At 48.3% G+C, this 12,724-nt stretch carries 14 protein-coding genes and 1 pseudogene; 8 read left to right on the top strand and 7 right to left on the bottom strand.

The window, feature by feature from the left end; translation table 11 throughout:
• Positions 1-10 precede the first annotated feature (10 nt).
• The gene (locus tag FHN83_RS01940; RefSeq protein WP_255296489.1) at positions 11-865 is read left to right on the top strand and encodes a hypothetical protein; all 855 of its coding nucleotides are present in this window, start codon (positions 11-13) and stop codon (positions 863-865) included.
• 238 nt (positions 866-1,103) lie between these two features.
• Here the strand turns inward: FHN83_RS01940 and FHN83_RS01935 are convergent, their stop codons facing one another.
• Positions 1,104-1,502, bottom strand: coding sequence for a hypothetical protein (locus tag FHN83_RS01935; protein ID WP_139563086.1), 399 nt, complete (start codon positions 1,500-1,502; stop codon positions 1,104-1,106).
• Positions 1,503-1,771: 269 nt separating this feature from the next.
• On the opposite strand from FHN83_RS01935, the gene FHN83_RS28475 reads away from it, so the two are divergent.
• Positions 1,772-1,894, top strand: a complete 123-nt coding sequence (locus FHN83_RS28475; protein ID WP_255296488.1) for a hypothetical protein — start codon at positions 1,772-1,774, stop codon at positions 1,892-1,894.
• 1,053 nt (positions 1,895-2,947) lie between these two features.
• Here FHN83_RS28475 and FHN83_RS01930 read toward each other — a convergent pair.
• The 6 genes and pseudogenes from FHN83_RS01930 to FHN83_RS01905 form a co-directional block, all read right to left on the bottom strand.
• Positions 2,948-3,892 carry a glycosyltransferase family 2 protein gene (locus FHN83_RS01930; protein ID WP_139563085.1) on the bottom strand — a complete coding sequence of 315 codons (945 nt, stop codon included), beginning with the start codon at positions 3,890-3,892 and terminating at the stop codon, positions 2,948-2,950.
• 14 nt (positions 3,893-3,906) lie between these two features.
• Positions 3,907-4,263 (bottom strand): GtrA family protein, encoded by a 357-nt coding sequence (locus tag FHN83_RS28915; protein WP_139563084.1) that lies wholly within the window; start codon positions 4,261-4,263, stop codon positions 3,907-3,909.
• A 2-nt stretch (positions 4,264-4,265) separates the two neighbouring features.
• Positions 4,266-5,771: a glucosyltransferase domain-containing protein gene (locus FHN83_RS01920; RefSeq protein ID WP_139563083.1), complete on the bottom strand. Its 1,506-nt coding sequence runs from the start codon at positions 5,769-5,771 to the stop codon at positions 4,266-4,268.
• A 162-nt stretch (positions 5,772-5,933) separates the two neighbouring features.
• A complete protein-coding gene (locus FHN83_RS01915; RefSeq protein ID WP_255296487.1) occupies positions 5,934-6,245 on the bottom strand; it encodes a DinI family protein in 312 nt (103 codons plus the stop codon).
• Between the two features lie 260 nt (positions 6,246-6,505).
• Positions 6,506-6,601, bottom strand: a pseudogene (locus tag FHN83_RS28470) (hypothetical protein); the annotation flags it as partial.
• Complete coding sequence (locus FHN83_RS01905) at positions 6,598-7,164, bottom strand: hydrolase (protein ID WP_039030831.1); 567 nt, start codon at positions 7,162-7,164, stop codon at positions 6,598-6,600. The gene FHN83_RS01905 and the pseudogene FHN83_RS28470, both read right to left, overlap by 4 nt.
• A gap of 240 nt (positions 7,165-7,404) precedes the next feature.
• On the opposite strand from FHN83_RS01905, the gene aspS reads away from it, so the two are divergent.
• The 6 genes from aspS (at position 7,405) to ruvB (ending at position 12,661) form a co-directional block, all read left to right on the top strand.
• Complete coding sequence (gene aspS, locus FHN83_RS01900) at positions 7,405-9,177, top strand: aspartate--tRNA ligase (RefSeq protein ID WP_039030830.1); 1,773 nt, start codon at positions 7,405-7,407, stop codon at positions 9,175-9,177.
• A gap of 1 nt (position 9,178) precedes the next feature.
• Positions 9,179-9,622 carry a dihydroneopterin triphosphate diphosphatase gene (nudB, locus tag FHN83_RS01895; RefSeq protein ID WP_039030829.1) on the top strand — a complete coding sequence of 148 codons (444 nt, stop codon included), beginning with the start codon at positions 9,179-9,181 and terminating at the stop codon, positions 9,620-9,622.
• A gap of 27 nt (positions 9,623-9,649) precedes the next feature.
• The gene (locus FHN83_RS01890; RefSeq protein ID WP_039030828.1) at positions 9,650-10,390 is read left to right on the top strand and encodes a YebC/PmpR family DNA-binding transcriptional regulator; all 741 of its coding nucleotides are present in this window, start codon (positions 9,650-9,652) and stop codon (positions 10,388-10,390) included.
• 34 nt (positions 10,391-10,424) lie between these two features.
• Positions 10,425-10,946 carry a crossover junction endodeoxyribonuclease RuvC gene (gene ruvC / locus FHN83_RS01885; RefSeq protein ID WP_039030827.1) on the top strand — a complete coding sequence of 174 codons (522 nt, stop codon included), beginning with the start codon at positions 10,425-10,427 and terminating at the stop codon, positions 10,944-10,946.
• An 84-nt stretch (positions 10,947-11,030) separates the two neighbouring features.
• Positions 11,031-11,642 (top strand): Holliday junction branch migration protein RuvA, encoded by a 612-nt coding sequence (ruvA, locus tag FHN83_RS01880; protein WP_039030826.1) that lies wholly within the window; start codon positions 11,031-11,033, stop codon positions 11,640-11,642.
• Positions 11,643-11,650: 8 nt separating this feature from the next.
• Positions 11,651-12,661 carry a Holliday junction branch migration DNA helicase RuvB gene (ruvB, locus tag FHN83_RS01875; RefSeq protein WP_039030825.1) on the top strand — a complete coding sequence of 337 codons (1,011 nt, stop codon included), beginning with the start codon at positions 11,651-11,653 and terminating at the stop codon, positions 12,659-12,661.
• Positions 12,662-12,724: the final 63 nt, after the last annotated feature.

The raw sequence follows: 12,724 nt of genomic DNA, 5'->3' as shown, positions 1-12,724 counted from the left end.
GGAGCACAACATGGCAAACAGAAAAGATACTATTAGCCTGGCCGCTGCGGACATCTCTGGGCTGAAGTCAGCTGCGCAGCGGGATGTGGGAACGTCCTCGGGAAACGTGATGGAGGTCGGTGCTTTTGGACTGGGCAGCAGTAATTTGGTGAGCATCAGCCAGGGTGATCGCAAAGGGTTTGGGGCTTATAACGCCAAGATGCTGCTGGGCGGCATCGACAACAATACTGCAGTGCTGGGCATGCCCTTTGATGCCTCAACCGCATTCCAGTTTTGTTTTCCGGCGCGCCTGGATGTACCGCCTGAGTTATACCTGAGGTTGCTCAGTTCATCTCCAACGTATGACGGGAAAATCTGTAAGGTATACACCGATTCTAATACCACCAAAGCAGCAGATGGCACGTTAAAGTCAGCATCCCCAATCGTCAAAGTTTATGCCGATGGCTCTTCGGAAACGAACTATGAATCTGAGGGCGTGACCGTAACGCGCCAGGGGGAAGGCGTTTATCTCATCACGGGCTGTCTCGGGCTTAATGCTGATGCGGCGTGGGGTGGTATCGATGGCGGGTTTGATATACCGAAGGACCGCAATCGCCAGCCGTTGATCTGGCTGGATTACAAAGTGAACCCGGATGGTTCAGTGCTGGTGAAAACGTATCATCGGACTCACCCGGGCGCGCCGGAGTTCGCCCGTAACGAACGGGAAGGTTTTAACGAAGGTGACCCAATCGACATCCCAGCGGATCAGTATGTCTCCATCCGTGTGGAGATGCCGGTGGACAGCATCTGGAATCAGCACCAGCTGGAGGCCGCGGCTGCTATGGCTGAAGCAGTTCAGGACGAACAGCCGGATGTTCAGCAGTAATTATCAATAGGCAGAGCCACTTTGTGCTGCACTCTTTTAAAAACACTGTATATAAAAATAGTGAAAGGAGTGCAAATCATGCCCCGCCTATACGAAATTCACGCCGCATTTGTGGCTGCAATACAGCAAAACTCCAAAGGCTACCAGCGCTTACGGACGGAAAACTTCATCCGTGAGCTGGATACGTATGCTGGTATTTCAGCTAGGTGGACGCTTTAGCTTCTGTTAAAATCGGTATCTATTGATTTTCTGCATAATTAACGATGTGGCGAACAATCTCTTCATAGTTTGCGGCATCTACAACAAGATGTTCTGATGATTCACCTATGTATGCGTAAACAACGTTGCCCACTTTTTCATAACACATGGGCACCAAAAATTCTGCACATTCCATATCCACATCACCGATCACAAAAGTGAAAAGAAAATAGATTTTGTTGTTCTTGTCTTTAGCGTCAGAAACAACAGCCCTTGGATACTCTTCAGGGCGGATGAATCCCGGATTAGAGACTCGCACAGTACTGGTTTCTTTTGTGACAGAAAGCCAGACATCTGGCAACTCTTCTATCAATGCCTTGATAAATTTCCTTTCCTTATAGCTGATTATTTTTGCGCGCAGCGACTGGAGAAGGTCCATTACTATTCCTTAAAATTTGCGGTGACATTGGGATTTACTCATTAAGAGCAATCGCCTGACTTGCTCGTCAGGCCATTTTATATACGTACTTTTCACATCGATAAGCCGATGCTTTTACCCGATAATTTTACACATTTTACAGCGTACTCGATCAAATTATTCAGTAAATCCAATGTTTATAAATACATTTTTCGTACATTTAATAAACTTAATGCTCCATGTCGACCATATGGATACTCGGTTATCGAACCGGTCACCAGATTCAGGTTATGCTGATTCTGTCAGGTGAACGAACGCAGTTCGTGAAGCTGTGGGGCAGGGTCCTAATCACGGATGATGGCGAAGAGATCGAGGAGGAGGCGGCGGAAGAGGTGGAGGACATGGAAGGCTGATGTACTTCATCAACAGCACGCTCCAGGATGACAGGGTTATGTGATAGGGCAAACCCTTCGTTCGGTGGTGTCCCTTTATGCCAGTGCGTCGCAACCTTAGACTGTTTTTGTTCACCTGGTCAAAAAGACCCTGCTATAGTCCGGGTAAACATTATCACGGAGTATTTTATGGACCTTTTTGATGATTCTTACGACCGACATAAGCAGGCTATAAATAAGCAGCAGGCCGATGGGATGCTTGGCTGGCGAAGCACCCGCTGATGCTCATTAGCGTTGCTCTGGTTACGCTAATAATCGTCCTTTCTGCAATGTATCTCTCAAGTTAATCTCTATTTTCCTGATGCTGCGATTTGTTACCGCCTCCCAGATTGCCGTCTATTGGTCTGTACTTTTTTAATTTCGTTACAAATGTGAAACACTTGGGGATCGTTATCTATCGCCCGGCGTACCGCTTTGTTGCTGATAAGCTCATCGAACAAACTTAATTGTGGGTTGGGTCAATCCCGCATCAATATTATCAGCGCACTTGAGTAATGCATGTGCCAGCTCCCTTGCCATATCAGCACGAATGCTGAGGTGTAAAACGGGAAAAAAGTAAGGATCATCAACGTAGCCTGAGAGCGAGTCCTTTATCTCCATAAATTAAGGGGGGGGGGATTATAATGATGTTGAGAAACCACTAATTAATATTAATTAATTATTTTCATAAAAACCATAATTGAATAGATGAAATAAGACGTCAGTTTTTTTAGTAACCTAGGCTTTATGACTTTATAGCAAAAAAACCAATTATATTGAAGGGTGTAAGCCATATGAAATTTTTTCAATTAGAATGTGAGGGGCAATGCAAGTGACTATAAGTAGTGATAAATATTAATGCAATCAATTTTTTATCGTTTATAGCGCTGAGAAATTTTAATATGTAACCTTGAGGTGAGTAGCGCAAATAATTCCATTTCCACGTGGTTGGTTATCTATTTGCGCTAACGCCTTTAGTTTTTACTATATTTTAATACAATCAAAGTTCAATGTATGTCGTATCTTTTGCATTGGTTAAACATCGTATTTATTTTCGATAAAATATCTTGGGCGCTTTTTTGTTTCAATATATATTTTTCCAACATATTCACCAATTATACCGATAGAAAACATTTGCACCCCCCCTAAAAAGTAAATGCCCGCGCTTATTGATGCCCACCCTGGGAAAGTATTTCCAAATAACTTATTAAGAATAATAAATATGAGGAATAAGAATGATGTAAAAGAAATGAGTAGTCCAATAAAGGCGATAGCTCGTAGAGGGAATACTGTGTTTGAGGTAATTCCCTGAACAGCTAAAGCTAGCATCTTTCTGAAAGGATATTTTGATTGCCCGGCTAATCTTTCTAAACGTTTATAATATACAATGGATGTTTTAAATCCGATAGTTGGCACAATACCTCTTAGATACAGATTACTTTCTTTGTAGGAAAGAAGGGCTTCTTTAGCTCTTCTACTCAACAACCTAAAGTCAGCATGATTATTAATTTGTTCTACGCCAATTTTAGACATTAAATTATAAAATGCTTTTGCTGACTGCCTTTTGAAAAAAGAATCAGTGGTTCTATCATCTCGTACACCATAAACAACGTCAAAACCTTCATTAAATTTTATAACCATTTCTTTTATTGCTTTAACGTCATCTTGTAGATCAGCATCGATAGTAATTACGGCATCTGCATCAACTTCCTGAAGGCCTGCGATTACAGCTACCTGGTGCCCACAATTTCTTGACAATTTGAGCCCACCAGAACCTTCCATTTTGCATACATGAGCTATTTTTTCCCAAGTATCATCTTTACTACCATCGTCCACATAAAATATTCCACTATTATCAGATATTAGTTCATCTACAATTAATTCATTGATAACGGACTGCAAAGTAAGATGCGTGTTTTCAAAAACCTCGCTTTCATTGTAGCAAGGTACTACGATAATTAATTTGGAACCATTTTTCATCGTTAATTTACTCCTTATTTAAATGTAACGTATTTATTTAAAAGGAATCCAGTAATAGTGTATACACACATACCTACTACCTGAGCTATATAAGGCCCGGAGCCAATTGAAATAGATAGGTAAATTGTTATTACGTTAGCAAAATAGCATACTGCTGAAACAAGTGAAAATAAAAATATGCTTTTGAAAGCATAATTTTTTTTAAAAGTAAATGTACAGTTTAATAAATAACTGATTAGTATTCCGGCAACATATCCACATGCATTAGCAGCGTATAAGTCAACGCCAAATGCAGTCAGTGAAATAATGATTACTAAAGTAGACAAAGTATTAATTATGCCTATGCCAATATATTTTGAAAATGTACGCATAATTACCTACTAAGGTTACCTGTGAAACCTTCATTATTACTCAATTTAACAACAACGATGCCATTTTCCATGAAAATAGCCTCACGTGACGGCCATGGTTTCACTTCTTTAATCTTATCATTTATGCTCATTGCCTGAGCATAAGTAACAGGTTTGATATCAGCAATCAAATTTGAACGATAGAAAGCAATAATTCGCTCAGAGTTACCACCATCCCAGGCGAAAAAGGAACTACCAAATATATCTGAGTTTCCGGGCTTCCATATATTATTTTTATTAAGTGCACCATAAAAATAAATAGGCGTCTCGCCTTCACTGTATTGAGGTATTTTATTCCTGATGGTGCTGATGATTTCTGCAGCAGTAATTTTGTCAGATTGCCAAATCATATGGTCAGAAAACATAAGCTTGCTATAAGTACTTGAGCCAAACCATACGCCAATGATGCATAAAATATAAGTGACATAATTAGCGGTTGATTCCTTAAAGTATGAAAAAACTATAGTGCAAATAAAAAAAGCATGGATAAACGGTTGGAAGGTAAAAGTGCGAGGGGGAGCATCTGATGCTAAAGCAATTACCAGAACAAAAGGTGATAAATAAGCCAGCAAAGCCATAATTATGCTTACTGCCCCCCTTCTTTTCCAAAAGCACATGACTACGTGTAAAACGAAGCAAACTGAAGCAAGTCTAAATATAGCTGCTCCATAATACGAAGATCCTGTTGTAAGTTTATATAGGGCTGCTAAGATCGTTGTTATGTTAACTGTTAAAGAATTATGTAACCATCCGATCTGATTTATTAAATAAGAGGCACCCTCGATGTGATATATAGCTTGAAGGGCCTTTGTACAAATGACATACAAAGAAAGAGCAGAGATAATCCAACATATGTATGCAAGTAACTTACAGATTGTAAGTGTTTTTCTTCCTTCATAATAATTATGAGCATAAAAAATTGCAATAATGCCTAATGCCGTATTAAATATGGACTGATAAACGGAAATTGAAAAGCAATAGAATAAAGCTGACAATATATATATGCCTATTTTTCTCGGTGTGGAATCAATTTTTTCTAAGCTACATATCACTAGGTATGCAGAAATAACGCCCACAAACATGCCAATGCTAACCGCATCACTTTGCATGATAAAATCAGCTTGATAAAAAATTGCAGGATAAGATATACATAAGACAGAAAACAAAATAGCCTTATTTCTTTTAAAAGAAAGAAGCTTCGATGTGGTAAAGGCAGAAAAGCCAAGAAATATGCAGAATATTAGATTTGTGAAAAATGGAGCGTATGGATTTGGCAGTATCGTTTCTTTTAAGAATGCTCCGCCCCATCGCCCAATACTGAGTTTTTGTGCAAAAAACTCGGTAAATTCATTATCAATTGACATTGAATAATTAGCTAATGAATAGCCATATACAATTGTTAATGAAACAATGATTGTGTATATTAAAGGTTTATCTTCTTGGGTGATTGTTAAATTTTTAATATCCATGTTTATTCCATTATACCTACCGTTAGTACCCACAATAAAAGTGAGGAGTTATTGAACTATAAGATCCTTTACAAGAAGGATGGCGACCTAAGATTTTTCGGATCTTTGCATTCCTTTAGGCGAAAGGCAACATAGATTCGTTCTTGATAAAGGGATAATGGTTTAATTTTTTCTGTGTATAGCCGCTATGAACCCCTTGGTTTCATATAGTGCGGTTATCCGGCTTGTTAGTAATCGAGCCTCAGCTTCCCACATATCTGACTCTTCAAACATTTCCTCCAGCATTCGGTTCAGCTTTTTCCGATCACTTTTGCTGGCATCGCTGTTTAAGCCATTCGCCTGCATCGGCTTAACCTTCACTTCTGCATCCGGAAAGATCCGGTGCACTCGCTTAGTCAGTTCGGCATGGATGATATCTCTGGCACCCGCCAATCCTTCAACATTTCGTTTGTCATAAACTAGTTCGAGGAACATAACGTCTCCAAAACAGCAATGATTTACCACGCAATTTATACTGTTTTTTTATACAGTGTAAACGGTGTGAAGCGTGGATTTTTGAAGTGTTTTATGGGGCAGGGATGGGGCATAAAGGCCAGTTTTGGGGCATGGTTGGGACATTTTAACTCATATGAACTTTACCGAATTTCATATGAGGAGTGTTTATAATGCGTTGATTAAATTAAAGAAAACTCATGCTCTTGGGCGTTCTTTAGTGATTTGAAAAATTACCGCGTCATGCAGTTAAAGTGGCGGGCATACTCTTCAAGACCGGTAATCCCCAGCCGCACCCATTTCGGATGCGACCATTGGGGTAACCCCAGATAGATCATAGTGCGCTGATAATCTCGTCGGTGCTGCGTACCCGGCCAATGCGCGGGAAGATATTGGTCATGCTGCCGAGATGCTGGTCGGCCGAGGCCGCGCTGCAGGCGTCTTCGGCGATCACCAGATTAAAGCCCAGCTCCCAGGCGTTACGCGCGGTGGACTCAACGCCGATGTTGGTGGAGATCCCACACAGAATAATAGTATCGATACCGCGACGACGCAGCTGTAACTCCAGGTCGGTGCCGTAGAATGCGCCCCACTGGCGTTTGGTCACCTCGATATCGCTATCGCGTTTGCCGAGAGACAGCGGGTAGTGCCACCAGTTTTCCGGCAGGGCATGGGCGGGCGCCTGGGCATCCACCGGCTGTTTCAGCGCCTCGGCGAAATCGGCGGACCAGCCCACGCGGACCATCACCACGGGCGATCCGCTGGCGCGGCATTTTTCGGCCAGACGTGCGCTGCGGCTGACCACATCCTGGGCGGTATGCGGACCACCGGCAAAGGGCAGGATCCCTTCCTGTAAATCAATCACCACAAGGGCGGTACGGGCGGCGTCGAGTGTGAACATGGTTATTCCTGTTAAATAGTTAGCCTTGCTAATACCTTACGCTGAGCCAGCATGTTCCAGGTCTGATATTTTTGTTAAATTTTGTGAGAATATGCAAGATGCGAGCAGCAAACGCGCGTCTGGCGCGCTTCTCTCTTATCGTCTGGCGGAATTTCCAGTATAATAGCCGCCTTTTTTCATCCAGTTTGATATACAGAAAGCTGCGACCTTGTAGCCTGCGGCTAAGTTAAGGGATATCTCATGCGTACAGAATATTGCGGGCAGCTGCGTCAGTCCCACGTCGGACAGCAGGTGACCCTGTGTGGTTGGGTCAACCGTCGTCGTGATCTTGGCAGCCTTATCTTTATCGATATGCGCGACCGCGAAGGCATCGTGCAGGTGTTTTTCGATCCAGACCGCGCCGATGCGTTAAAGCTGGCAGCTGAACTGCGTAATGAGTTCTGCATCCAGGTGACCGGTACCGTGCGTGCGCGTGACGAAAAGAACATCAACAGCGACATGGCGACCGGTGAAATCGAAGTGCTGGCGACCGATCTGACCATCATTAACCGTTCAGACTCACTGCCGCTGGATTTCAACCACGTCAACACCGAAGAAGCGCGTCTGAAATTCCGCTATCTTGATCTGCGTCGCCCGGAAATGGCCGATCGCCTGAAAACCCGCGCGAAAATCACCAGCCTGGTGCGCCGCTTTATGGACGATCACGGTTTCCTCGATATCGAAACCCCGATGCTGACCAAAGCGACCCCGGAAGGCGCGCGTGACTACCTCGTGCCATCCCGCGTCCATAAAGGCAAATTCTACGCGCTGCCACAGTCCCCTCAGCTGTTCAAACAGCTGCTGATGATGTCCGGTTTCGACCGCTACTATCAGATTGTGAAATGCTTCCGTGACGAAGACCTGCGTGCTGACCGTCAGCCAGAATTTACCCAGATCGACGTCGAGACCTCCTTCATGACCGCTGAGCAGGTGCGTGAAGTGATGGAAGCGCTGGTACGCAGCCTGTGGCTGGACGTGAAGGGCGTGGATCTGGGCGACTTCCCAATCATGACCTTCGCTGAAGCGGAACGTCGCTACGGCTCTGACAAACCAGACCTGCGTAACCCGATGGAGCTGGTGGACGTTGCCGACCTGCTGAAAGGCGTGGAGTTCGCGGTCTTCTCTGGCCCGGCTAACGATCCGAAAGGCCGCGTCGCCGCGCTGCGCGTACCTGGCGGTGCTGCCTTAAGCCGTAAGCAGATTGACGACTACGGCAACTTCATCAAAATTTATGGCGCGAAAGGCCTGGCTTACATCAAAGTCACCGAGCGTGCGAAAGGCATCGAAGGCATCACCAGCCCGGTGGCGAAATTCCTGAATGCTGAGATCGTTGAATCCATTCTGGCGCGTACTGAAGCCCAGGACGGCGACATGATCTTCTTCGGCGCGGACAACAAGAAAGTGGTTGCCGACGCGCTGGGCGCACTGCGTCTGAAGCTGGGCAAAGATCTGAACCTCACTGACGAAGCCAAATGGGCGCCGCTGTGGGTTATCGACTTCCCGATGTTCGAAGATGACGGCGAAGGCGGTCTGACCGCGATGCACCACCCGTTCACCTCCCCGAAAGAGATGAGCGCGGCAGAGCTGCAAGCAGCACCGGAAGAGGCAGTCGCTAACGCCTACGACATGGTGATCAACGGCTACGAAGTGGGCGGCGGTTCCGTGCGTATCCACAGCGGCGACATGCAGCAGACCGTATTTGGTATTCTGGGCATTAACGAACAGGAACAGCGCGAGAAGTTTGGCTTCCTGCTGGATGCCCTGAAGTACGGTACACCGCCGCACGCAGGTCTGGCGTTTGGTCTGGATCGTCTGACCATGCTGCTGACCGGCACCGACAACATTCGTGATGTTATCGCCTTCCCGAAAACCACCGCCGCTGCGTGTCTGATGACCGAAGCGCCAAGCTTCGCTAACCCGGCTTCCCTGAGCGAACTGGGTATCGAAGTGGTGAAAAAGGAAGAGAAAAACTGATATGGCATATAAGCTTCCCGTTTCCGTGTTAGTGATCATTTATGCAGAAGACACGAAGCGGGTGCTGATGTTGCAGCGACGCGACGATCCCGCCTTCTGGCAGTCGGTTACCGGCAGCCTGGAGGAGGGTGAAACCGCGTTGCAGGCCGCCGCGCGTGAAGTAAAGGAAGAGGTCGCCATTGATGTTGCTCGCGAGCAACTGACCCTGAAGGACTGTCAGCGCACGGTGGATTTTGAAATCTTTAGCCATTTACGTCATCGCTATGCGCCGGGGACCGAACGCAATACAGAATCCTGGTTCTGCCTTGCGCTTCCCCACGAGCGGGAGATCGTGTTCACCGAACATTTGACCTACCGCTGGGTTAATGCAGCCGAAGCCGCAGCGTTAACCAAGTCGTGGAGCAACCGGCAGGCGATTGAAGAATTTGTAATTAACGCCGCCTGAAAGGGCGCGCTTTTTGGAGAGTTTTTTATGGCAGGTCATAGTAAGTGGGCCAACACCAAACACCGCAAAGCGGCACAGGATGCCAAACGCGGTAAGATCTTCACCAAAATCATTCGTGAGCTGGTTACCGCAGCTCGTCTGGGCGGCGGCGATGCCGGCTCTAACCCGCGTCTGCGCGCAGCGATCGATAAAGCGCTGAGCAACAACATGACCCGTGACACCCTGAACCGTGCTATTGCCCGTGGCGTAGGCGGCGATGAAGACGCGAACATGGAAACCATCATTTATGAAGGTTACGGTCCTGGCGGCACGGCGGTGATGATTGAATGCTTGTCCGACAACCGTAACCGTACCGTGGCCGAAGTGCGTCATGCCTTCACCAAAACCGGTGGTAACCTGGGCACTGACGGTTCCGTTGCGTACCTGTTCAGCAAGAAAGGCGTGATCTCCTTCGAGAAAGGCGACGAAGACGCGATCATGGAAGCGGCGCTGGAAGCCGGTGCTGAAGACGTTGTGACCTATGACGACGGCGCGATTGACGTCTATACCGCATGGGAAGAGATGGGTGCCGTGCGTGATGCGCTGGAAGCCGCTGGCCTGAAAGCCGACGCAGCCGAAGTCACCATGATCCCATCCACCAAAGCGGATATGGATGCGGAAACCGCACCGAAACTGCTGCGTCTGATCGACATGCTTGAAGATTGCGACGATGTGCAGGAAGTTTATCACAACGGTGAAATCTCCGACGAGGTTGCGGCTACGCTGTAATGGCCCAACCTAAACCGATAACCGGAGCGGCGTGATGGCGATTATTCTCGGTATTGACCCGGGCTCACGCATCACCGGTTATGGCGTTATCCGCCAGGTCGGGCGTCAGTTAACCTACCTGGGCAGCGGCTGTATCCGTACAAAAGTGGACGATCTGCCGTCGCGCCTGAAGCTTATTTACGCGGGCGTGACGGAGATTATCACTCAGTTCCAGCCGGACTATTTCGCCATCGAACAGGTGTTTATGGCGAAGAACGCCGACTCGGCGCTGAAGCTGGGTCAGGCGCGCGGCGTGGCGATTGTCGCCGCGGTGAACCAGGATCTGCCGGTGTTTGAATACGCCGCGCGGCAGGTCAAGCAGACCGTGGTGGGGAACGGTGGGGCAGATAAAAGCCAGGTGCAGCACATGGTGCGTACCCTGCTAAAACTGCCCGCCAATCCACAGGCGGATGCCGCTGATGCGCTGGCAATTGCCATTACCCATTGCCACGTTAGCCAGAACGCGATGCAGATTAGCGAGTCGCGGCTCAACCTGGCGCGCGGTCGATTACGCTAAATGTGTGAAATCAGGCTGGATGTTTATCCAGCCTTTTTTTATTATGGCAGCGGTAACTTTTAGCCCTTAACGCAGGAGCGTCACGTGATAGGCAGACTCAGAGGCATCATCTTAGAAAAACAACCCCCGATAGTGCTGCTTGAGGCCGCAGGCGTGGGCTATGAAGTGCACATGCCGATGACCTGCTTCTATGAGTTGCCGGACGCGGGCAAAGAGGCGATTATCTTTACTCACTTCGTGGTGCGTGAAGATGCCCAGCTGCTGTTTGGCTTTAACAACAAGCAGGAACGCACCCTGTTTAAAGAGCTGATCAAAACCAACGGCGTGGGGCCAAAGCTGGCGCTGGCGATCCTCTCCGGGATGTCGGCTGCGCAGTTCGTTAACGCCGTTGAGCGTGAAGATCCCGCCGCCCTGATTAAACTTCCGGGCATTGGTAAGAAAACGGCCGAGCGCCTGATTGTCGAGATGAAAGATCGCTTCAAAGGTCTGCATGGCGATCTGTTTACCCCTGCTGCCGACCTCGTGCTGACTTCGCCGGCGGGCCCGGCAACAGATGATGCGGAACAGGAAGCGGTTGCCGCGCTGGTGGCGCTGGGCTATAAACCTCAGGAAGCGAGCCGAATGGTCAGTAAAGTGGCTAAACCGGACGCTACCAGTGAAACCCTGATTCGTGAAGCGCTGCGCGCCGCATTGTGAGGTAAAGGATGATTGAAGCAGACCGTCTGGTCTCAGCAGGCAGCGTTCAGACAGAAGATCTGGTGGACAGGGCGATCCGCCCGAAGCTGCTTGATGAGTATATTGGCCAGCCGCAGGTGCGCTCGCAGATGGAGATCTTCATCCAGGCGGCGAAACTTCGCGGCGACGCCCTCGATCACCTGCTGATTTTCGGCCCGCCAGGGCTCGGGAAAACCACCCTCGCCAATATCGTCGCCAACGAGATGGGCGTCAATCTGCGCACCACCTCCGGCCCGGTGCTGGAAAAGGCGGGCGATCTGGCGGCGATGCTGACCAACCTCGAACCCCACGATGTGCTGTTTATCGATGAGATCCATCGCCTGTCACCGGTGGTGGAAGAGGTGCTCTATCCGGCGATGGAAGACTACCAGCTGGATATCATGATTGGCGAAGGCCCGGCCGCGCGTTCGATTAAAATCGACCTCCCGCCTTTCACCCTGATTGGCGCCACCACCCGCGCGGGTTCCTTAACCTCGCCGCTGCGCGATCGTTTCGGCATCGTGCAGCGCCTTGAGTTTTACCAGGTGCCCGATCTCCAGCATATTGTGAGCCGAAGCGCGCGCTACATGGGGCTGGATATGAGCGAAGAGGGGGCTTTCGAAGTGGCGAAGCGCTCCCGCGGCACGCCGCGTATCGCCAACCGCCTACTGCGCAGGGTGCGCGATTTTGCCGAAGTGAAGCACGACGGCACCATCTCGCTGGATATTGCTGCCCAGGCGCTGGATATGCTGAACGTCGATGCCGAAGGGTTTGACTATATGGACCGTAAGCTGCTGCTGGCGGTGCTGGACAAGTTCTTCGGCGGGCCGGTGGGGCTGGATAACCTGGCGGCGGCGATTGGTGAAGAGCGGGAAACTATCGAGGATGTGCTGGAGCCGTATCTGATCCAGCAGGGCTTTTTGCAGCGTACGCCGCGCGGGCGCATGGCGACGGTAAGAGCCTGGGACCACTTTGGCATTACGCCGCCGCAGATGCCTTAATCACTTTGGACATTGCCGGGTGGCGGCTGCGCCTTACCCGGCCTACAAAAGCACAATTCCGTA

The sequence above is a fragment of the Leclercia adecarboxylata genome, assembly GCF_006171285.1.
In the GTDB taxonomy this organism is placed as follows: Bacteria; Pseudomonadota; Gammaproteobacteria; order Enterobacterales; family Enterobacteriaceae; genus Enterobacter; species Enterobacter barmai.
Note: the sequence above shows the minus strand (reverse complement) of the source record. Positions and strands in the feature narration are given on the sequence as shown.